Consider the following 20,356-nt stretch of genomic DNA (forward strand, 5'->3'; position numbering starts at 1 on the left):
CTATTTGAAGGCTTAACGTTAATTGATTATGAACACGACAAAAACCAGCTCCGCTGCCTCTAACGAAATCGATCTGCTGGCGCTATTTAAGGTACTCAAATCCAGCTACCTTAAAATCGGCTTTTTTACCCTCTTTTTTATTGTTATTGGTGCCGCTTATAGTTTTCTAGCGACACCAATCTATCAAGCCAATGCGACACTGCAATACGATAAAATGAGCCAAGTTTCATTGTTAGATCAAATGAGCGATGTGATGCCATTTGCTAATAGTAATAGCCAAGCCGATTCCGAAATCGAGGTCATTAAGTCTCGGATGGTGCTCGGTAAAACGGTTGCAGACCTTAATTTAGATATCCACACCGCACCGGCTGGTTTTTTCGATAGGCTTTGGGGAGACAAAGCTTCTGTCGCTATTTCCCTCTATTCTTTACCTGAACATCTTATTGGTGAACCCGCTATTGTGACCTATTTAGGCGAAAACCGTTATGCTCTTCATATTGATAACCAAACCTTTGAAGGCAAAGTGGGCGAACTCCTAAAACAAGATGAAATCAGTTTGCTGGTATCCTCAATCAATGCTGAAGTCGGACAAGAATTTACCTTATCTAAAGATGCCCGTTATTCGACCATTGAAAACCTACGTAATACCTTAACGATTGCAGAAGTCGGTAAAGGCACGGGTATTATTAATCTTGCTATTAAAGGTGCCGATAAAGCAGAAAATGTGCAAATTCTGAATAGTATTATTCAAAATTATGTGGATCAAAATACCGAGCGCAAAAAAGAGGTCACCAACAACACCTTATTGTTCTTAGATGAATACTTACCGAAAGTAAAAACTAAATTGGACAACTATGAAAACCAATTAAATGCTTTCCGTAAAAAGAATGAATCTATCGACCTGTCCTTAGAGGCTAAATCGGCTCTTGATAGCGCCTTGCAAGTCGAAGAGAAACTCAATGAGTTAACCTTTAAAGAGGTAGAGATCCAGCAGCTCTATACCCGTAACCACCCTGCTTACCAATCATTGCTGGATAAGCGTCAGCAACTGTTACGTGAAAAAGAGAAAATCAGTAAAAATATCCAAAAACTTCCCAATACCCAGCAACAGATTGTGCGTTTAACCCGTGATGTGGAATCCGAACAAGCTATCTATAATCAGCTAGTGGCCAAACAGCAAGAGCTGAGCGTATTAAACTCCGGGATCACCGCCGATGTACGCATTATTGACTCGGCAGAATCCCAACCTAATGCCGTGGCACCGAAAAAATCATTGATACTCGTTCTTGCCACTATCCTCGGCTTTATTGTGGGTTGCGCTTATGTGATCGCCCGTGAGTTCTTTAATAATAAGATTAAAGGTACTGAGGATATCGATGCATTGGGTGTTAACGTCTATGCCACTATCCCGTTCTCTAATTATGAGAAAAAATTAATCGCAGCGGGAAATAAGCGCCCACTTGCATTGGAAAACCCTGCCGATACGGCAGTAGAAGCCATCCGTTCCCTGCGTACCAGCGTTTACTTCTCGGTGATGAACCAAGGGAATAACCTAGTGATGATCAGTAGTGCGTCACCGGGCGTAGGTAAAAGCTTTGTTACCTCTAATATGGCGGTTGTATTAGCTAATGCGGGTAAAAAAGTCCTCCTAATTGATACCGACTTACGTAAAGGCCGTATTCATAAAGCCTTTGGTTTAAGCAATAAAGCGGGGTTATCCGAATATTTGGCTCAGCAGGACATTACGCAACCGACCATCCACCGTGGTGTGATTGAAAACCTAGATGTGATCTGCCGTGGTAAAAATGTCACTCACTCTTCTGAGTTACTGATGGGAGAACGTTTTAAACACCTGCTCGACACGGTGAAAGGGCAATATGATATCGTAGTCATCGATACCGCCCCAATCTTAGCAATCACTGACTCCGCAATTATCGGTAAGTACGTCGGCACCTCACTGCTTATAGCCTACTATGGTGTCAATACAGTGAAAGACGTTGAGCTATCGCTAAAACGCTTTAAACAAAACGATATCGAAATCACAGGTATGATCCTCAATGGTATCGATGCAAAATCAGACGACTATAACTATGTCTATGAGTATTAGTCGTACAGTAATTAAAATGAACCCAACAAAAGTCTTAGTCATAGGCGGTCTTGGCTACATTGGTAGCCATACCTGTGTGCAGGTGATTGAACAAGGCATGCAGCCAATTATTTTAGATAATTTATGTAATGCCAACCCAGAAGTACTCAACCGCATTGAAACCATCACAGGTAAAAAACCTGTCTTCTATGCCGGTGATGTACGTGATAACGCTATTCTGGATACGATTTTTGCTGAGCACCAAATCACATCGGTGATCCACTTTGCTGGGTTAAAAGCGGTTGGTGAATCCGTTCAAAAACCGATTGAGTATTATGATAATAACGTCAATGGCACGTTAGTATTACTTGCCAGTATGCAAAAAGCGGGTGTCAAAAGCTTAATTTTTAGCTCATCAGCCACTGTGTATGGTGAGCCTGAGCATATACCTTTAACGGAAGAAGCTTCTGTCGGTAATACAAATAGCCCATATGGCACCAGTAAATATATGGTAGAACGCATCTTAGCTGACTTAGTGATCTCTGACCCAACATGGTCGGCTGTCTTGCTTCGCTACTTTAACCCTGTAGGCGCTCATCATTCAGGCTTGATGGGAGAAGATCCTAACGGTATTCCTAATAACCTAACTCCATTTATTGCTCAGGTTGCAGTTGGACGTCGCCCTGAGCTGACAGTATTTGGTAGCGACTAACCAACTAAAGGCGGTAAGGGCGTTCGTGATTATATTCACGTAATGGATTTAGCCGATGGACATATTGCCGCCTTAAATTGTGTTAGCCAAAAGGCGGGTTTGCATACCTATAACTTAGGTACAGGTGCAGGGGCTAGTGTATTTGAAGTCATTGCTGCTTTTGAAAAAGCTGTAGGTAAGCCAATCCCTTATAAAGTAGCAGACCGCCGCCCTGGTGATATTGCTGAGTATTGGTCAACCCCCGCTAAAGCACAACGTGAACTCGGGTGGACAGCAAAATACTCTATCCAAGATATGGCTAACGACGTGTGGCGTTGGCAATCGCAGAATCCTAATGGTTATAAATAGATTTATTTGATTTAGGTTAAGATATGAATATTGATATAGATTCTTTTGCTTTATATATTGGCGTTAAGGCAGAGTATTTAGCTATGTTATATAGAACTACATGTGAATTAGAAGGATTACCGTTACCGAAAAGAAATAGGCATGGTAAGGTAAAAATGAGTGAGGTTTTGGTTTTTAAACAACACTTTGAAGATAAAAATAAAGGGGGACAGTCCTAGATAATTAAGTTCATCTATAATAGTTCTATGAGAAAAAGCAGACTCAGTCAGTACAAATAGGAATGGTTAATTGAGCTGTTTGTTACAGGCTCTACAGCTAGTATTGCTGCCGAATTAGTTGGTGTCTACAGGAACACTGCGGCTTATTATTCCCATCGCCTCAGAGTGCTAATCACTGAGCACGTTGATAAGCATTCTTGGTTTGAAGGAGAGATATAAATCGACGAAAGTTATTTTGGTGGAAGCCGTAAGGTTCGCTAGGTAGAGGCACAGTCGGTAAAGTGACTGTATTCCAGCTATTGAAGTGTAGTGACAAGGTTTATACTAAGATTATACCCGATGCTAAATCGCGGACATTACTGCCAATAATTGAGTCAAAAATTTACCCTGACAGCATCGTCTACACAGATAATTTTGCCAGTTATGACGTACTGGATGTGAGCGATTTTAAGCATTACAGGATCAATCACAGCACCCAGTTTGTCGACAAAAAAGACCGGCAAAATCACATCAATGGCATTGAGAATTTTTGGAACCAAGCGAAGCGTCACATGCGTAAATTTAACGGTATTCCGAAGGCTCATTTTGAGCTGTATTTAAAAGAGTGTGAATGGCGATTTAACACACCTAGTGCAAAACAACAATTAACTATGCTAAAACAGATAGTTAAAGGTAAAATTTAAACCTTATCTAGGACAGCCCCAAATATTATGTGCAGCACATATATGCCATCTTTACGGATATCCGTAAAGATGGCTTGAAATAGAGTTTAGTTTGATTAATGTTCTAGCTTATGGATGTCATTGGGGTACCACGACATTCTTTATTTCCCGCCTTAAGAGATGAAAGCGGTTTGACTCCCATTCTGTTGTCCTATCTACCCACCCGTATGATAAACATATCCTCCACTGTGAAAAATCCCCCCTTGTTCAAGACAAACATCACGTCCATAGCGTTCATAGTCAAAGTAATGGGATAAATGACCCAGTTGGGCTAAATCATAACAACCACTTTCTTCTATCCAGTAATAACCTAAATCATATTCATTATTGACCCCCGCTAATTGCTGGAAAGAATCTAAATTATCCGCTAAATGAATTAAATCATGAATTGAACTCGTTGAAGAACCGATTTCAATAGCTGCCTGATAAAGGTCAATTTCATCTGGCGATAACATGGCTAATCGCGTGGCTAACTCGTTCAACTCATCTAAAAGGCTGTATTCTGAAATGTAAGAAGAAAGGCCATCAATGGAGGATTCATAGTCGGTCAAAAAATACTCTTCATAGTGAATACCATCAATGCCAATCCGCATTAAACAGTGTTCTATTTCTTTTGAGGTTGCTGGAAGCTCAAGCCACTCACCGACCAGTTCACCTTCGTTATATTTACCTAAATTCGTAATAAAAACAGAAATCATCCCCGATTTTAGGCATAGGGAAGCCGTCGCAGTTATACGCATATTCGTGTCCTATTATTGATGTATTGTGATTTAATTAATGGCGATATTTTGATAAAGGGAGCTATTTCCCTTTAGAAGCTGATGTTGATATAAAATCCCCATCAGCTGAAAACAGATAATCTGCTTTAAAGCGTGATTAATGGCGTTTTAGATCAGGATAATGAGCAGACTGACATATCCGATAATGTGTTAAGTTTTCTATCATGATTTATTTTTGTGTGGGTTAAAACGAAAAAAGCCCCTGTCCAATAAACTAGGGGCAGTTCAGACTCACAGACTCCTAAGAGATGAAACCCCATCAGGGGTTTCCGTTAACTTATGGCTATCAATCAAACGTGTATTCACACTCGATACATTCATAACGATCAAATACCACGCCATCTAAAGCTGAACCACTCACAGCCCCAGCAGTAGCTCCAGCGACTAAACGTCCAAATAGAGCGCCTACCGCAGCACCAGCAATCGTCCCTACAACAGGAATAGCAGAGCCGATAGACGCTCCAGCTAGTGCGCCTGATACGCCACCAGCAACAGCTCCTGTCTTTTTCCCGATATGACGTTCACGAATGCGAGTTGAATCGCAGGCCGGGCAACGAATGTAATTTTCCATGATAATTTCCTTTTAGGTTGATTTAAAAGCAAAAAAGCCCCTGTCCGTGAGGACAGAGGCTTTCAGTGATAAAGTTTTTTATTGAATGAGATGTATTACGATAAATCGTGGTTAGTTATCATGCGTTTTGACGATGAAAATTCCCATGAACAATATTGCCACCATTTCGCAATGAATCGATATAGTCGGCATACTACCGTAGTATTCGACTCCTCGTATTGAAAATGGATCTCCTATATGACATGGCTAAAGTTTTAGTGATTCATTGGATTATTCAACTTTGCAAAGTCGAATGGCGAAATCGTATGTTCCCGATTAGCATCCAAATAATCCGCCCACCACTGCACCATTAATCGGCGTTGATCTATATGTTCTGCCTTATGAATATAAGCAGCCCTCACTGAGTTACGTTCTTGGTGGCTCATTTGCCGTTCTACTGCATCTTTCGACCATAAACCTGATTCAACTAATGAACTACACGCCATCGTTCTAAAACCGTGTCCACAAATTTCAGTTTTCGTATCATAGCCCATGACGCGTAAGGCTTTATTGACTGTATTTTCGCTCATAGGCTTAAAGGGATTATGAGCGCCCGTTAGGATCAATTCATGTTCACCCGTCCATGCCCAAATTTCTTTCAGTATAGTGATGGCTTGGTGGCTAAGGGGAACTAAATGCGGAGTGCGCATTTTAGCGCCTCTGTGTGAGAATTTAACGCCGGGTATAGGCTTTCGCTGAGCAGGAATAGTCCATAAGGCTTTATCGAAGTCAATTTCAGACCAACGCGCATAGCGAAGTTCGCTTGACCTAATAAACACTAATAAATTTAACATCACGGCTAGTCGAGTGACGGGCTGCCCTTTATAAGCATCGATACGGGCAATGAGTTCAGGTAGACGGTCAAGATTAAGAGCTGGACGGTGTTGGCGTTGTACCGTCGTTACAGCCCCTGCGGTATCAATAGCAGGGTTATAGCCAATAATACCGGATTGCACCGCATAACGCATGACAGCAGAAATACGTTGCTGTAAACGCGCAGCTATCTCATAAATCTCTTTACTTTCTGCTGCACGGATAGGAATAAGCAGGTCAGGGGTTTTGAGGGTAGTGATATCGCGTAATCCAATATAAGGAAAGACATGCGACTCCAAACTCTTTAAAACCTTTTCACTGTGTGATTCAGACCATTTTTTATTGCTGGCATGCCATTGTCTTGCGATGGTTTCAAAAGAGAGATTAGCATCAGAAGCTGCTTTAGCCACACGTTTTTGTTCGCACGGGTCAATACCGTCAGCAATCAATTTTCTTGCTTCATCACGTTTTAAACGCGCCTCTGATAAAGAGACATCAGGGTATAAACCCAATGCTAAGGTTTTCTCTTTACCTAAATGGCGGTAGCGTAATCGCCAGTACTTAGAACCATTAGTGTGAACCAATAAGTGCAGACCTGCACCATCGGTTAATTTATAGGATTTCACATCGGGTTTAGCCGCCCGAATTTTAGCGTCAGTCAGTGCCATAGTGAGCTTCCTGAGAGATAAAATGGGTACAAAATTCTATCGAACTAGTGTATACCCGCAATTGTACCCGCACAATGGGGTTGATGTGGGTAGAATCGAGTAGAATTCAGTGGAGTTGAAACTTTGGGAGAGTGTTGATTTTAGCGGGCTTTACAAACAAAAACAGACGTCGGTTGACGTCTGTTGATAATAAGGTGGTGCCCGGACTCGGAATCGAACCAAGGACACGGGGATTTTCAATCCCCTGCTCTACCGACTGAGCTATCCGGGCAACGAGGCGTATTAAACCTGATTTCACTGTGGGAGTCAAGGTGAATTCAAAAAACTTTCTATCAGATGCGCTTTTTTTCAACATGTTAGCCAACGATTGAACAATTAGCATAATAAAAAGACAATGAAATAAAAAACACTCGAAAGCGCTAGGCTTAAACGAGTGTTTTCTGTTCATACAATGACAAGGTTAGCGACGATAATTTTTTTGCGCTTTATTAACTTTGATTAAATAGTTACGCGATTCGGCTGCTGGGTGTTTTGTTGACAACGTTTCATAGACTTCACCAGGTTCCAATTGATTAATTTTTTGTGCAGCGGTCTTTTTATCGCTATGGAAGACTCTTAGTACGCTACCTGCACCGCCATTATAGGCCGTGATGACAGCATAACGGCGTGAGGTTGCATTTTGAATGTCGCCTAAATAACTGTTTTGTAAAATTGCCAAGTAAGCTGTACCGGTATCGATATTTTTTTCTGGATCGAAGAGGTAACTACGGCTTGGTACACCTGATTTACCTTGGGAACGGAAAACATCTTTTCCTGCCGTGTTTGGCATAATCTGCATTAGACCTAAGGCATCAGAACGGCTGACTGCATAGGGGTTAAAGCTCGATTCGATTTGCATAATGGCTAAAATAAGCGATTCATCGACACCATATTTAGCCGAAGCCTTTTTGATAAATGGCAGGTATTTATGGGCACGTTTATCAAGGTGGTTAGGGACGAGTTGCATCGTGACAGACCAGACAACATTCATTCCTGACTGCCGGCGCTGCATTTTATTATTAATTAGATAATCAGCGTATTTAGTTGCACGCCATTCCCAGCGAATGGGTTCGCCAGTATTATCTAATACCTGACCAAATAAGAACGGCTCTTTACTGTGAGGAATATCGTTAATATCTGAGTATAGGTCAATGGAGTTTGGATCATCACCCATTAATAAGGTTGTGATGATGGCTTTTTTCAGATGTTCTGAAGGCTCTACGGCGGAAATGGTTTCAACTGTGATAGTCCCTTCATCAAAGTTTATGTGGCTCCGAGTACGATACTCATCTGTATATTTCACATAGTCTTTAGGACCGGCAATAAGAACTTCTTTGATCCCCCAAATATTTTCGATATTGTGGGCAAATTGCCCCATAAGAATATCGAACCCATTGGTGTCTTTCACATAGTTAGGATTAAAATCAGATTCTTTCTTGCTGGAGCAGGAGATGAGTAGAGGCACCAGCAGTGTTAGGGCTAACAGTTTTTTCATACATTCCACAGTATTCAAGCTAATGGTCTACCGAATAACAGGTAGACCGATTGATTATTTTTCAGGTGTATAGCCGTCGATATGGATATCGTGTCCTTCAAATAGGAACTTTATCATCTCTTGTTCCAGCATTTTACGATCATCAGGGTTCATCGTATTCAATTTTTTTTCGTTGATCAGCATGGTTTGTTTGGCCATCCATTGACCCCAAGCTTCTTTGGAAATTTCATTAAAAATACGTTTTCCTAGCTCACCCGGATATAGCTGAAAATCTTGTCCTTCAGCATCACGTTGTAAAAAAGTACAAAAAATTGTTCTACTCATTATTGTTTCCTCAGAATATCAGGCGGCACGGCAAGCTGTTGAAGTAAGCTTTCAACCGGCGCAGCTAGGCCGATTGTTGCACCGAGATTTAAGTTATACCAAAGTCCTTTGCCTTCATCCATGGCTGAAGTAAATGCCTGAATATTAACTTTAACAGGAATAATATCCAGATGAAAATGGCTGAAAGTGTGGCGAAACGCAATTAATTGTTCTGGAGTGTCATGTTTGATCCCCGTTTGCACCAGCCATTCGTGCATTTGTTGCTGTGTTTCGAATTGCGGGAAAGCAAATAAGCCTCCCCAGATACCTGACGGTGGACGTTGTTCCAACCAAACCTGTTCTCCGTGTTGCAGAATGAGGAACCAAGCCGTTTTTTCAGGAATTTTTTGTTTCGGTTTTTTACCCGGATAGTTTTGCCATGAATGGTTGGCGTATGCGACGCAGCCTAACTGTAGTGGGCATAATTCACATTTAGGCTTACTACGGGTACATACCATGGCGCCTAAATCCATCATGGCTTGGTTAAAGAATTGCACGCCTTCGTTGGGGGTGACTTTAGCGCTGATTTCCCATAGGCGATTTTCCACTTCTTTTTTTCCCGGCCATCCTTCAATAGCATAGCAACGAGCAAGTACTCGTTTAACATTACCATCAAGAATTGGGTAGTGCTGTTGTTGTGATAGCGACAAGATAGCTCCTGCTGTTGAACGGCCAACTCCGGGAAGAGCGACAACGTCATCAAATGAAGTTGGGAATTGACCATGAAAACGTTCAGCAATCACTTTTGCGGCTTTATGTAAATTTCGTGCACGAGCATAGTAACCAAGACCCGTCCAAAGGTGTAATACCTCATCGAGGGGGGCATTTGCGAGCGCGATGACATCAGGAAAACGGCTGATAAACTTTTCAAAATAGGGGATAACCGTACTTACTTGGGTTTGTTGCAGCATGACTTCGGAAAGCCAGACATGATAGGACGTCTTTTCTTTTTGCCATGGCAAAGTTTTACGTCCATATTTGTGATACCAGTTAAGCACGGCGAGCGAAAATTGTTGAGCTTCCATTGAGTATATTGTTTTTATCGGTAGTTCTATTAAAAGTCAGTGATGCTCAGGATTGCAACATAGACCGAACACACTGTAAACCGCTTATTGTGTGCTAGAGTGTAAAGTTATCCAATTTTCACCTGTAACTTTGGTGGAGTTTTGATAAACTCCCTGCTCTTTAATATATACTCGCTATGCTGCACGGATGTTGGACTTTGTTTGGCTACCTTGTTGAGCTAGCTTAGTGGTGTCGCTATCTGCGCACTTTGAGATATCGGTGTTAGCCTCTCAGTGGACTGAGGGAATTAGAGTATGCAATCTATTTTATTCGTTGTGCTACTGATACATGGAAGAGAGTAGACAGATACAGTCATGTTTCGCTTATTTACTTGATTAGGCAATTAATTCGTAGAATTTTTATATTATGATCAATAACGTCATCTCCCCAGAATATAATGAAGAAGGGCGGGTTATGCGCCGCGTTCGCAGCTTTGTTCGTCGCCAAGGGCGTTTGACGCAACGCCAAGAAGATGCGCTACAAAGTGAATGGGCGGCAATGGGTATCGATTTTGTCGCACAGCCTTTAGATCTTGCAGCGGTTTTTAATAATCAAAACCCTGTTGTGTTAGAGATAGGTTTTGGGATGGGAGCCTCTTTGGTCACTATGGCTTCACAAAACCCTGAAAAAAACTTTCTTGGGATTGAAGTTCATGCGCCGGGGGTTGGAGCATGTCTTGCTTCAGCAAAAGAAGAGAATGTGACTAATTTGCGTGTGATGTGCCATGACGCAATTGAAGTTTTGGACCGTATGATCCCAGATGAGAGCTTATCGATGGTTCAGTTATTTTTCCCAGATCCATGGCACAAGGCGAAACATAATAAACGTCGTATCGTTCAGGGGCCTTTTGCTGATAAGATCCGCACAAAACTTGCTGTAGGTGGGGTTTTTCATATGGCAACGGATTGGGAGCCTTATGCAGAGCATATGTTGGAAGTGATGACTCATGCGCAAGGGTATAAAAACTTATCAGCATCTGGTGATTATGTTCCTCGTCCAGCAACACGACCAGAAACAAAATTTGAAAAGCGTGGCCAGCGATTAGGGCACGGTGTATGGGATTTAATGTTTGAGAGGACAAAATAATGGCTAAGCAACAACGTAGTCGTCGTTTACGCAAAAAATTACGTATTGATGAATTCCAAGAGTTAGGGTTTATCGTAAAATGGAGTTTTGAAGAAGGCACTCCAATTGAAGAAGTTGATCGTGCTGTTGATGCACTGATTGCGGAAGCGATTGAACCGAATGGCTTAGCATTCGAAGCGAGTGGCTATATGAGCTGGGAAGGTATTGTTTGCTTGCAAAAAATTGGTAAGTGTACCGAAGAACACCGTGCAATCGTGGAAAATTGGCTGAAATCAAAAGGCATGAAAGATATCGTTGTTTCTGAACTATTTGATGTTTGGTGGGAATAAGTTCTTAACTAGGTAATCAATTTATTTGGTTTCCTCGTTTTACGAACTCTAACGGTTGTTACGACCAAAGGCATCCTTAATGGATGCCTTTGTTTTCTGGAGTAAAGCGCAGTGAGTCGTCTGTTTTCTAATCAATTATTGAATGATATTTTAGATCAAGTGCGACCATTGATTGGTCAAGGTGCAGTTGCCGATTACATTCCTGCATTAGCGAAAGTCTCTCCTCATCAATTGGGGATTGCGGTGCACACCGCAGAAGGTGAGACTTTTATGGCAGGAGATGCTCAAACTCGTTTTTCGATCCAATCGATTTCCAAAGTGCTTAGTTTGACTTTGGCGATGACGCGCTATGAAGAAGATGAAATTTGGAGTCGAGTTGGGAAAGAGCCCTCGGGTTTACCTTTCAATTCCTTGATCCAAATCGAAATGGAAAAAGGTATTCCGCGTAACCCGTTTATTAATGCAGGGGCCATCGTGATTACGGATATGTTGCAATCACGGCTAAGTGCACCGAAACAACGTATGCTGGAGTTTGTCAGAAAACTGGCTTGCGAACCAGATATTAGCTATGACCTTGAGGTTGCGCGTTCAGAACTTGAGCATGCAAGCCGAAATGCCGCAATTGCTTTTTTAATGAAATCCTTTGGTAATTTTGAGAATAATGTCCTTACAGTTCTCGAAACTTACTTTCATTATTGTTCTCTCAGTATGAACTGTGTAGAGCTAGCGCGCTGTTTCTCTTATTTGACTGCGCAAGGGGTTTCAGCTTGCTCGGTTGACCCGATTATTACGCCATTACAATCACGGCAAATTAATGCGTTAATGATGACTTGTGGTATGTATGATGGCTCTGGTGAGTTTGCTTTTCGCATTGGCATGCCAGGAAAATCCGGTGTTGGCGGTGGGATCGTCTGCATTGTACCGAATCAGTTCTCTGTGGCGGTATGGGCGCCCGAGCTAGATTCCGCAGGGAACTCGCTGGTGGGGTGTGCAGCGTTAGAATTATTATCAAAACGAATTGGTCGTTCAGTGTTCTAGTTATCACCAAAGATAAAACGATCGAATAGGAGTTACTATGTTACGCCGTACTTTAATTGCATTCTCATTATTAGCTTGTGCAACCAGTCAGGCCGCTGACTACAAATGTTCAGTGACACCTAAGGATGATATCTTTATGACTCCTGAAAATGTGCAAGTTATCGGACGCAGTGGTGATTTGAAAATCACTCCAAATGGTGATGTGACCCTTAATGGTCAAAGCATTACGTTGACTGAACAGCAAAGGCAGCAGGCTATTCGTTACCAAACGGCTGTTCGCAATGATCTTCCATGGATTAAACAGGAAACCCAACAGAAACTGTCCGTATCAAAAAATACGCTCGATAAAGTGGTCATACGCGTTATCGGAGAAGATAGTAATGTACGTAAGCGCCTCTCAAAATTAGAAAATGACCTTAATGGGCAGATCAACCAAGTGATCGAAACTCGCCCAAATGGCTATGCTTTTCACCATGACGCAATAAATAAAGTTGAAACTCAAGGGCGCCAATTAGTGAATGATAGCTTAGGGGGAATATTACAAGACAGTATTAATGAAATGGGGCGTAAACAGCTACTCTCAGGTGGAGATAGCAGCAAGGTCTTACAAGGACTGCTTGGAAATCTAGGTGGCTTGCAGCAAGACTTAGAAGCAGAATGGAAAAAGCAAGAGAATAGTTTCCAACAATTTGGCCAGCAAGTTTGCGGCAAAGTGACATCGTTGGAACAACAACGAATTGCCTTGATGAATGCGCTTAAGTAAAAACGGAATAGGCGTTTTTTAAGTCATATTAAATTGTTAGGTAGCCGTGTTTTTTATCGCATTGCTGCCTTTTATTATCTTTATTGCAAAAATGTGATGTTTTTATCAATAATAATAATCAAAATGAAATTGATTCTTATTTAATTGACTTATTAACAACTCACTCTAGAATGCGAGTTTGGTTTAGCGACTTAACTGGTATTGTTTATATGAAAAAATTCATTCCTGCTGTACTTGTTTCCTTACTTTCTTTTTCCGCGCCGTATGCACTGAGTGCAGAATCGACAGTCTTTACGCCAAATGCCGTCATTGCACAAGGCACTGAAAAAGTGAATATCAAACATGTGTCTGGAGAAACTGAAGTGAATAAAGCGCCACAGAAAGTGGTTTTATTCGATTTCGGTATCTATGATTCCATGCAAAAGCTAGGATTAGGCGATAAAGTGGTGGCTTTGCCGACAGGGAATGCACCTGAATATGTGAAAGGCAGTATTCCAACAACGATGCAAAATGCAGGTGGAATGAAGCAGCCAGACTTGGATAAAATTGCTGAATTGAAGCCTGATCTTATCGTGATTACAGGCCGTCAAGGCAAATCTTATGAAGCGTTATCGAAGATTGCACCAACAGTTAATTTAGGGACAGATAGCAAGCATTATATTGATTCAGTTAAAGCAAATATCAATCTAATTGGTGAGCTTTATGGCAATCAAAAAGCGGTAGAAGAACAGTTGGCACAACTGGATAAGTCGATTGCTGCTGCACAAGAAAAAGCGAAACAATCGAAATCTAACGTGTTAGTACTGCTACACAATGATGGTAAGCTAATCCCGAATAATCAAAGTGTTGTTTATGATGTTGTGAAAGCACAACGTGTTGAGCTTCCTGCTCCTGCTGAGGCTGATAAAGCTAAGCGCCGCGTTGTTGATACCAAAACGATAGCACAAGCAAATCCTGATGTGATTTTAATTGTGGATCGTAGCGAAGCAATTGGGGCGGGTAAGCTGGATAAAACGGTTTTTGAAGATCAAAACATTCAAGAAACGAAAGCATATAAAAATGGTAAGATCACCTACCTTAAATCGGATCTGTGGTATTTATCCGGTGGGGGCTTAGTGAGTTTGACCGAACAAGTCAACGAAGTTGCCAAGGCATTATAAGGATAGAAACCCACGACATGCGTGGGTTTTTTTATATTGGCTGAAAGGGGTTATTCTTCACTAAGAAAAAGTTCTAATAATGAATTTAGAAATAATTTACCGTGTTCGGTCATCTGCCACTCATGCTCAGTTTCGGTGATATAACCTTTAGCAATCGCTTCATCAATTGAGCTTCTTACTACAGATTCAGCTAATCCAGTATACTCACTAAATTCACATCTAGGCATCGCTTCTAATAACCGAAAGCGGTTCATAAAGTATTCAAACGGCCTCTCTTGGTTAGCAACGTCATAGGATTTTTGTAAATAACGTCCTTCCATATAGCCGCGAGGGTGCTTGGTTTTGATCGTGCGCAAGATACGCCCATCTGAGAATGAAACCTTACCATGAGCACCACAGCCGATACCAAGGTAATCACCAAACCGCCAATAATTAAGGTTATGTTCACATTGAAAACCAGGCTTAGCATAAGCTGAAGTTTCATATTGTTCATAGCCGGCGGCGATTAATAATTTATGACCTTCTGAGTAAATATCCCACAAGGTATCATCATCCGGTAGCGTTGGGGGTCGAGAACCAAACTGTGTATTAGGTTCGATAGTCAATTGATACCAAGATAGATGAGGTGGCGCTAATTCAATCGCTTGGCGTAAATCCGATAACCCTTCATCTCGGGTTTGTGAAGGTAACCCATGCATTAAATCTAAGTTAAAACTACGTAGATTGAGTTGGGTTGCGAGCTTGGCTGCCCGCTTAGCTTCTTCGGCACCATGGATCCGCCCTAGTGTGATTAGTTTATCGTTACCAAAGCTTTGTACGCCTATTGAGATTCGGTTGATACCGGCTTTTTGATAACCTGAAAAACGATCCGCCTCTACGGTTCCGGGATTGGCCTCCATCGTGACTTCAGCATCTGGAGAAAGGTTAACGCGTTGTCGTACACCGTCCATGAGTGATTGCATTGACTTGGCACTTAAGAGACTCGGGGTGCCACCACCAATAAAAATAGTTTTGATGGTGCGATCACCGATTAATTTGGCGTCATTTTCTAAATCATGTAATAGGTGCTCAACATACTCTTGTTGGGGGATCTCCCCCTTCAGAGTATGTGAGTTAAAATCACAATATGGGCACTTTTGTACACACCAAGGAATATGGATATACAGACTAAGAGGGGGGAGCTTAAGCATTTTTGAGTGCATCCAATAGCATTGCTAACGCTTTACCTCGGTGTGAAACAGCTTGTTTTTCAGCTTTAGTGAGTTCGGCTGAAGTACAATTCAGTTCGGGAACATAAAAAATAGGGTCATAGCCAAAACCCCCTTGTCCACAAGGCTTATGGGTAATCACTCCTTGCCAGCGACCATGAAACACCAGTGGCGTTGGGTCTTCTGCATGGCGTAGATATACTAACACACAATTAAATTGTGCCTGACGTTGGCCATCAGGCACTGATTTCATGGCATCCAGTAATTTATGCAGGTTTTGTTCATCACTGGCATCTTCTCCAGCATAGCGTGCGGAGTAGATGCCAGGTGCACCACCGAGGGCATCTACTGAGATACCTGAATCATCAGCAATCGCTGGAAGCCCTGTGTGTTTAGATGCATGACGAGCTTTTAAGAGCGCATTTTCAATGAATGTTAGCCCTGTTTCCTCAACAGACTCTACACCGAGTGAAGTTTGGGCAACAATATCCATACCAAAATCACGTAGTAGGTCTGCAAGTTCATTCACTTTTCCCGGATTGCCGGTTGCTAAAACAACTTTTTGCATTATTAATGACTCTTTATTACATCACACCGATAGAGTAGAGAATACCCGTCAATGTTGGGTCAATCATGAGTGACACATCTAAACGCAGATAATTTAGAGCAATCAAGATAAACATCACAATCATTGCAGAGAAATCTAACCCGCCCATTGCAGGGATGATACGACGGATTGGCGCCATTAAAGGCTCTGTTAATTGGTACAGTAGGTAATCAACAGAGTTGCGGCCTTGGCTTACCCAGCTCATGATGGCTCTGATTAAAATCATCCAAAAGATCAGTTTACCTGCATAGGTTAATAACAAAATAATACCAATAGGAATGACGGTGATCCCGAGAATTGGCAATGTGTTTGTGAGTGATAAACTGACAACGATGCTCACTAGCGCTAAGATAAATGCAACCACAACAGATGCGGTATCGATAGGGCCAATAGCAGGAATAAGACGACGCAATGGTATAACAATAGGCTTAGTTATCTTTGCCACAAACTGTGAGAACGGGTTGTAATAATCGGCTCGTACCCACTGCATCCATACACGTAGCAGCAGAACAAAAATATAAAGTTGAATAAGAGTTGTTACGACAAAAAGTAAGGTCTGCATGTCTCGTCCCACTGTTAATTAAAAAAGTTTTTCCATTTCTTCTGCTCGTGAGATAGCACTCTGCATGGCTTTTGCTACCGTTTGCGGAAGACCTTGATCATAAAATTGAGCCAATGCCATTGCGGTTGTTCCCCCTTTCGAGGTGACTTGCTCACGCAAAGTGGCAAAGGCGGTATCATTCTGTGATTTGGCGAGTGTAATTGCACCTTCAGCGGCATCTAAGACTAATTGGCGTGCTTGTTCTGCACTATAACCGAGCTTTTCAGCCTCTTGCTGCATAGATTCCATAAACAGGAAAAAGTAGGCTGGTGAGCTACCTGTGATTGCAATAATACGGTTAATTTCTTGCTCTTGTTCACACCAAATCGTTGAGCCAACACTCTGCATCAACTGTTCTGCGAATTGTTTGTCTTCTGCGTTAATATGACTTTCAGTAAACAAACCACTCACACCTTTACCAACCAGTGACGGTGTATTTGGCATAATGCGCACCAATTGTAATGGCTGAGCTAAATAATCAGAGTAACGATGGGCAGGGATCCCCGCGGCAATGGTCAGTACCAGCTTCTGGCTAAAATCAACCTCTTTTTGTAACGGTTGGCAGACCTCTTCCATCATTTGTGGTTTGACTGCGAGTACCACCACATCGGCTTGTTGTACTGCTGACAAATTATCACTATGACTAATAACACCATATTGTTCGGCAATCTTATCGCGGCGAGTCGGTGTTGGTGAGCAGACGGTGATCATCGAGGCTGGATAGCCATGGTTAACCAGTCCCGCAATAATAGCGTGGGCCATGTTTCCGGCCCCAATAAAGGCAATTTTGCGATGTTGCATGCTGTTCTCCTTATACATTGTGATAGTCACGGGCACCAAAAATCGCTGTTCCGATTCGAACAAGGGTTGAACCACAATGGATAGCGGCGGTCATATCATCAGTCATTCCCATCGACAAAGTATCAACGCTAGGGTAGTGAATTTGTAATTGTTTATAGGCTTGCTCCATTTTGCGAAAGGCTTCGCATTGGCGTTGATAGTCGGTTTCGGGAGCTGGAATTGTCATCAAACCACGAAAAACTAAATTTGGCATTTGGCTAACTTGCTTCGCCAGATCAGCCAATTGCTCTAGTTTTATGCCTGATTTGCTATTTTCATCACTGATATTAATTTGGATTAATACATTTAATGGTGCTTTAGTGCTTGGTCGTTGATCATTAAGACGCTGGGCGATTTTCTGCCGATCTAAGGTATGGAACCAGTCAAAATGTTCAGCAACGAGGCGGCTCTTATTGGATTGTAATGGGCCGATAAAGTGCCACACAAGATCTTGCCTATCCGCAAAAAATTGTATTTTCTCAACACCTTCTTGAACATAATTTTCACCGAACTGACGCTGTCCAGCCTCAATTGCCGCCAAAATGGCGTCACAAGGCTTGGTTTTACTGACAGCAAGCAGTGTTATGTCTTGTGAAGAGCGATGGCATTCAGCAGCCGCTCGTTCAATGCGAGCTTTTACATCAGAGATATTACTTTGAATGGTCATTATTCTGTTCAATTACATTAGGTGGATAATCATAATCCCCATAGTGTAAAGCATATTGCTCGATAACGGCACCTTTGCGTGTATAGATTGAAAAAAATTACATTTCGAAAGAAAACGGTCATCTTAAAGGTGCTGTTCAAACCAACTTTCTAAGATAACAACTGCGGAAGCGGAATCCACTTTACCTTTACTCAGTGCTCGGTAGCCACCGCGCTCAAAGAGTTCCGCTTTTGCCGCAACGGTAGAAAGGCGTTCGTCATGCAATTCGACTTTGACGCCAAAGCGGCCATGAATACGATTGGCAAAGTTACGTGCTTGGCTGGTGACCAGTTGCTCGGTACCATCCATATTTAAAGGCAGGCCAACAATCACCAATTGGGGTTGCCATTCTTGCAACAGTTTTTCTATTTGTTGCCAATCAGGGCGTCCATCATTGGCTTTTAGTGAGGCGAGCGAACGAGCTGTTCCTGTAATTTCTTGCCCTACGGCGACACCGATACTTTTAGTACCAAAATCAAAGGCGATAAGTGTTCTGCTCGACATTATGCGTGTCCTGCTTGCATAGAAATAGTATGAATGTTAATCCCTAGCAGATTTGCCGCTGCCTGCCAGCGATCTTTGATGGGGGTATCAAACACTAATTCAGGGATAGCCTCAACCGTTAGCCAACTATTTTCCATGATTTCACTTTCCAGTTGGCCTGGCTCCCAACTGGCATAACCCAGCGCGACGAGTGATTGCATTGGATGCTGATCATTACCTAGCGTTTCTAAAATATCTTTGGATGTTGTCACCATCATATTGTCATTGAGGTGCAAACTTGAAGCAAAGCCTTTAATTGGTGTATGAAGAATAAAACCATGTTCTTCCGCGACAGGGCCACCAGCAATCACCGGTTTTGCTAGGTTGCTCGCATTAGTACTCGTTGAAATGGTGATTTCTAATTTTTCGAGCATAGCGCTGACGGAAAAATCATCAATTGGTTTATTAATGACAATTCCCATCGCACCCTTTTCATTGTGCTCGCACACATAAACAACGGATTGCTCAAAATAAGGGTCGGTGAGTGTTGGCATTGCTATCAAAAAATGGTTCTGTAAGTTCATAACTATTTGGCTTATAACCTCTTTTAGTCGATATTTTGAAGAAAAGACCTATTGTAGGTCTTTTCTTATAAGTAGAGTGCTACTTTTTGATATCACGCTCAATTGCGTCCATCAACATACCTGTAATCGATATATTGTAAGCGGCTTCAATTTCGCGCGCACAGGTTGGGCTGGTGACGTTAATTTCAGTCAGTCTGTCACCAATAATATCCAAACCAACAAAGTATAAGCCTTTTGCTTTCAATGTTGGTGCAACAGCACGGGCGATTGCCCAATCACTTTCACTTAATGGGCGTGCTTCACCTCGGCCACCAGCCGCTAAGTTTCCTCGTGTTTCCCCTTGTGCGGGAATACGGGCGAGACAGTAAGGTACTGGTTCTCCATCAACGACGAGTACGCGTTTATCGCCATCTTTAATCGCGGGGAGGTAGTTCTGAGCCATGCAATAACGTGTCGCATGTTCGGTGAGCGTTTCAATAATCACGCCAACGTTAGGATCATCTTGTTTCAAGCGGAAAATAGAAGCTCCACCCATACCATCAAGAGGCTTGAAGATGACATCGCCGTGTTTTTGATGGAATTCGCGTAATTGTTTAGCATTACGAGTCACAAGCGTGTCAGGCGTTAACTCTGGGAACCACGCAGTAAACAGCTTTTCATTACAGTCACGTAAGCTTTGTGGCTTATTGACGATCAGTGCACCAGCCTGTTCTGCTCTTTCAAGAATATAGGTGGCGTAGATGAACTCTGTGTCGAAAGGTGGATCCTTACGCATGAGAATGGCGTCTAGATCACCAAGCGCAATATCTTGCTCAGATGTAAACTGATACCAATTATTTGGGTTTTCTTCGACCGTGACCGTTTTTGTTGTTGCGCGCGCTTCACCTTGATACAGATAGAGGTCGTTCATCTCCATATAATGGATTTCATAACCACGACGTTGAGCTTCCAGCATCATAGCAAAACTAGTATCTTTTTTGATTTTAATGGATGAAATTGGATCCATTACTATACCGAGCTTGATCATTTTTTC

General features: G+C 42.2%; 21 protein-coding genes, 1 tRNA gene and 2 pseudogenes. 9 read left to right on the top strand and 15 right to left on the bottom strand.

What is annotated here, in order from left to right; genetic code table 11:
* Positions 1 to 28 precede the first annotated feature (28 nt).
* The 4 genes and pseudogenes from ACWPW6_RS04335 to ACWPW6_RS04350 all read left to right on the top strand — a co-directional run bounded on the left by ACWPW6_RS04335 (position 29) and on the right by ACWPW6_RS04350 (position 4,047).
* The gene (locus ACWPW6_RS04335; RefSeq protein WP_409049038.1) at positions 29 to 2,107 is read left to right on the top strand and encodes a polysaccharide biosynthesis tyrosine autokinase; all 2,079 of its coding nucleotides are present in this window, start codon (positions 29 to 31) and stop codon (positions 2,105 to 2,107) included.
* A gap of 16 nt (positions 2,108 to 2,123) precedes the next feature.
* Positions 2,124 to 3,146 (top strand): annotated as a pseudogene (galE, locus tag ACWPW6_RS04340) (UDP-glucose 4-epimerase GalE).
* A 23-nt stretch (positions 3,147 to 3,169) separates the two neighbouring features.
* Complete coding sequence (locus ACWPW6_RS04345; RefSeq protein ID WP_210838882.1) at positions 3,170 to 3,364, top strand: hypothetical protein; 195 nt, start codon at positions 3,170 to 3,172, stop codon at positions 3,362 to 3,364.
* Between the two features lie 69 nt (positions 3,365 to 3,433).
* A pseudogene (locus tag ACWPW6_RS04350) lies at positions 3,434 to 4,047 on the top strand (IS1595 family transposase).
* A gap of 194 nt (positions 4,048 to 4,241) precedes the next feature.
* Here the strand turns inward: ACWPW6_RS04350 and ACWPW6_RS04355 are convergent.
* The 7 genes from ACWPW6_RS04355 to mutY all read right to left on the bottom strand — a co-directional run bounded on the left by ACWPW6_RS04355 (position 4,242) and on the right by mutY (position 9,878).
* On the bottom strand, positions 4,242 to 4,826 hold the full coding sequence (locus ACWPW6_RS04355) for an antirestriction protein ArdA (RefSeq protein ID WP_272573038.1): 585 nt from the start codon (positions 4,824 to 4,826) through the stop codon (positions 4,242 to 4,244).
* Positions 4,827 to 5,151: 325 nt separating this feature from the next.
* Complete coding sequence (locus tag ACWPW6_RS04360; RefSeq protein WP_004917096.1) at positions 5,152 to 5,436, bottom strand: membrane protein; 285 nt, start codon at positions 5,434 to 5,436, stop codon at positions 5,152 to 5,154.
* 254 nt (positions 5,437 to 5,690) lie between these two features.
* The gene (locus ACWPW6_RS04365) at positions 5,691 to 6,956 is read right to left on the bottom strand and encodes a tyrosine-type recombinase/integrase (protein ID WP_409049039.1); all 1,266 of its coding nucleotides are present in this window, start codon (positions 6,954 to 6,956) and stop codon (positions 5,691 to 5,693) included.
* 195 nt (positions 6,957 to 7,151) lie between these two features.
* A tRNA-Phe gene (locus tag ACWPW6_RS04370) sits at positions 7,152 to 7,227 on the bottom strand.
* Between the two features lie 189 nt (positions 7,228 to 7,416).
* Positions 7,417 to 8,490, bottom strand: a complete 1,074-nt coding sequence (gene mltC / locus ACWPW6_RS04375) for a membrane-bound lytic murein transglycosylase MltC (protein WP_163860757.1) — start codon at positions 8,488 to 8,490, stop codon at positions 7,417 to 7,419.
* Positions 8,491 to 8,544: 54 nt separating this feature from the next.
* On the bottom strand, positions 8,545 to 8,814 hold the full coding sequence (locus ACWPW6_RS04380) for an oxidative damage protection protein (RefSeq protein WP_154624074.1): 270 nt from the start codon (positions 8,812 to 8,814) through the stop codon (positions 8,545 to 8,547).
* Complete coding sequence (gene mutY, locus ACWPW6_RS04385; RefSeq protein WP_250000031.1) at positions 8,814 to 9,878, bottom strand: A/G-specific adenine glycosylase; 1,065 nt, start codon at positions 9,876 to 9,878, stop codon at positions 8,814 to 8,816. Before mutY ends, ACWPW6_RS04380 begins: the two co-directional genes overlap by 1 nt.
* A 406-nt stretch (positions 9,879 to 10,284) precedes the next feature.
* Between mutY and trmB the strand changes: the two genes are divergently transcribed.
* The 5 genes from trmB to ACWPW6_RS04410 all read left to right on the top strand — a co-directional run bounded on the left by trmB (position 10,285) and on the right by ACWPW6_RS04410 (position 14,294).
* Positions 10,285 to 11,004, top strand: a complete 720-nt coding sequence (gene trmB / locus ACWPW6_RS04390) for a tRNA (guanosine(46)-N7)-methyltransferase TrmB (protein WP_154624076.1) — start codon at positions 10,285 to 10,287, stop codon at positions 11,002 to 11,004.
* Positions 11,004 to 11,333, top strand: coding sequence for a YggL family protein (locus ACWPW6_RS04395; protein WP_163860759.1), 330 nt, complete (start codon positions 11,004 to 11,006; stop codon positions 11,331 to 11,333). The genes trmB and ACWPW6_RS04395 overlap by 1 nt, the downstream gene beginning before the upstream one ends.
* A 111-nt stretch (positions 11,334 to 11,444) precedes the next feature.
* Positions 11,445 to 12,371, top strand: coding sequence for a glutaminase B (glsB, locus tag ACWPW6_RS04400; protein WP_196713847.1), 927 nt, complete (start codon positions 11,445 to 11,447; stop codon positions 12,369 to 12,371).
* A 37-nt stretch (positions 12,372 to 12,408) separates the two neighbouring features.
* Positions 12,409 to 13,134 (top strand): DUF2884 family protein, encoded by a 726-nt coding sequence (locus ACWPW6_RS04405; protein WP_250000033.1) that lies wholly within the window; start codon positions 12,409 to 12,411, stop codon positions 13,132 to 13,134.
* A gap of 209 nt (positions 13,135 to 13,343) precedes the next feature.
* Entirely contained in the window at positions 13,344 to 14,294 is a 951-nt protein-coding gene (locus tag ACWPW6_RS04410; RefSeq protein WP_154624079.1) for a siderophore ABC transporter substrate-binding protein, read from the top strand.
* A gap of 50 nt (positions 14,295 to 14,344) precedes the next feature.
* Here ACWPW6_RS04410 and hemW read toward each other — a convergent pair whose 3' ends face one another.
* The 8 genes from hemW to gshB all read right to left on the bottom strand — a co-directional run bounded on the left by hemW (position 14,345) and on the right by gshB (position 20,350).
* Positions 14,345 to 15,484 (bottom strand): radical SAM family heme chaperone HemW, encoded by a 1,140-nt coding sequence (gene hemW / locus ACWPW6_RS04415; RefSeq protein ID WP_250000036.1) that lies wholly within the window; start codon positions 15,482 to 15,484, stop codon positions 14,345 to 14,347.
* A complete protein-coding gene (locus tag ACWPW6_RS04420; protein WP_154624081.1) occupies positions 15,477 to 16,070 on the bottom strand; it encodes an XTP/dITP diphosphatase in 594 nt (197 codons plus the stop codon). Before ACWPW6_RS04420 ends, hemW begins: the two co-directional genes overlap by 8 nt.
* A gap of 16 nt (positions 16,071 to 16,086) precedes the next feature.
* Positions 16,087 to 16,671, bottom strand: a complete 585-nt coding sequence (locus ACWPW6_RS04425; protein WP_154624082.1) for a YggT family protein — start codon at positions 16,669 to 16,671, stop codon at positions 16,087 to 16,089.
* 18 nt (positions 16,672 to 16,689) lie between these two features.
* On the bottom strand, positions 16,690 to 17,511 hold the full coding sequence (proC, locus tag ACWPW6_RS04430; RefSeq protein WP_250000038.1) for a pyrroline-5-carboxylate reductase: 822 nt from the start codon (positions 17,509 to 17,511) through the stop codon (positions 16,690 to 16,692).
* Positions 17,512 to 17,521: 10 nt separating this feature from the next.
* A complete protein-coding gene (locus tag ACWPW6_RS04435) occupies positions 17,522 to 18,217 on the bottom strand; it encodes a YggS family pyridoxal phosphate-dependent enzyme (protein ID WP_154624084.1) in 696 nt (231 codons plus the stop codon).
* 123 nt (positions 18,218 to 18,340) lie between these two features.
* Complete coding sequence (gene ruvX, locus ACWPW6_RS04440) at positions 18,341 to 18,760, bottom strand: Holliday junction resolvase RuvX (protein ID WP_154624085.1); 420 nt, start codon at positions 18,758 to 18,760, stop codon at positions 18,341 to 18,343.
* On the bottom strand, positions 18,760 to 19,323 hold the full coding sequence (locus ACWPW6_RS04445) for a YqgE/AlgH family protein (protein ID WP_154624086.1): 564 nt from the start codon (positions 19,321 to 19,323) through the stop codon (positions 18,760 to 18,762). Before ACWPW6_RS04445 ends, ruvX begins: the two co-directional genes overlap by 1 nt.
* Positions 19,324 to 19,402: 79 nt before the next feature.
* Entirely contained in the window at positions 19,403 to 20,350 is a 948-nt protein-coding gene (gene gshB, locus ACWPW6_RS04450; protein ID WP_154624087.1) for a glutathione synthase, read from the bottom strand.
* Positions 20,351 to 20,356: the final 6 nt, after the last annotated feature.

The organism is Providencia sp. Marseille-Q8014 (assembly GCF_965112055.1).

Bases quoted from the DNA above. Each gene is read 5' to 3' on its own strand.
- ACWPW6_RS04335 (WP_409049038.1), top strand. From the start codon at position 29: ATGAACACGACAAAAACCAGCTCCGCTGCCTCTAACGAAATCGATCTG.
- ACWPW6_RS04345 (WP_210838882.1), top strand. From the start codon at position 3,170: ATGAATATTGATATAGATTCTTTTGCTTTATATATTGGCGTTAAGGCA.
- ACWPW6_RS04355 (WP_272573038.1), bottom strand. From the start codon at position 4,826: ATGCGTATAACTGCGACGGCTTCCCTATGCCTAAAATCGGGGATGATT.
- ACWPW6_RS04360 (WP_004917096.1), bottom strand. From the start codon at position 5,436: ATGGAAAATTACATTCGTTGCCCGGCCTGCGATTCAACTCGCATTCGT.
- ACWPW6_RS04365 (WP_409049039.1), bottom strand. From the start codon at position 6,956: ATGGCACTGACTGACGCTAAAATTCGGGCGGCTAAACCCGATGTGAAA.
- mltC (WP_163860757.1), bottom strand. From the start codon at position 8,490: ATGAAAAAACTGTTAGCCCTAACACTGCTGGTGCCTCTACTCATCTCC.
- ACWPW6_RS04380 (WP_154624074.1), bottom strand. From the start codon at position 8,814: ATGAGTAGAACAATTTTTTGTACTTTTTTACAACGTGATGCTGAAGGA.
- mutY (WP_250000031.1), bottom strand. From the start codon at position 9,878: ATGGAAGCTCAACAATTTTCGCTCGCCGTGCTTAACTGGTATCACAAA.
- trmB (WP_154624076.1), top strand. From the start codon at position 10,285: ATGATCAATAACGTCATCTCCCCAGAATATAATGAAGAAGGGCGGGTT.
- ACWPW6_RS04395 (WP_163860759.1), top strand. From the start codon at position 11,004: ATGGCTAAGCAACAACGTAGTCGTCGTTTACGCAAAAAATTACGTATT.
- ACWPW6_RS04405 (WP_250000033.1), top strand. From the start codon at position 12,409: ATGTTACGCCGTACTTTAATTGCATTCTCATTATTAGCTTGTGCAACC.
- ACWPW6_RS04410 (WP_154624079.1), top strand. From the start codon at position 13,344: ATGAAAAAATTCATTCCTGCTGTACTTGTTTCCTTACTTTCTTTTTCC.
- hemW (WP_250000036.1), bottom strand. From the start codon at position 15,484: ATGCTTAAGCTCCCCCCTCTTAGTCTGTATATCCATATTCCTTGGTGT.
- ACWPW6_RS04420 (WP_154624081.1), bottom strand. From the start codon at position 16,070: ATGCAAAAAGTTGTTTTAGCAACCGGCAATCCGGGAAAAGTGAATGAA.
- ACWPW6_RS04425 (WP_154624082.1), bottom strand. From the start codon at position 16,671: ATGCAGACCTTACTTTTTGTCGTAACAACTCTTATTCAACTTTATATT.
- proC (WP_250000038.1), bottom strand. From the start codon at position 17,511: ATGCAACATCGCAAAATTGCCTTTATTGGGGCCGGAAACATGGCCCAC.
- ACWPW6_RS04435 (WP_154624084.1), bottom strand. From the start codon at position 18,217: ATGACCATTCAAAGTAATATCTCTGATGTAAAAGCTCGCATTGAACGA.
- ruvX (WP_154624085.1), bottom strand. From the start codon at position 18,760: ATGTCGAGCAGAACACTTATCGCCTTTGATTTTGGTACTAAAAGTATC.
- ACWPW6_RS04445 (WP_154624086.1), bottom strand. From the start codon at position 19,323: ATGAACTTACAGAACCATTTTTTGATAGCAATGCCAACACTCACCGAC.
- gshB (WP_154624087.1), bottom strand. From the start codon at position 20,350: ATGATCAAGCTCGGTATAGTAATGGATCCAATTTCATCCATTAAAATC.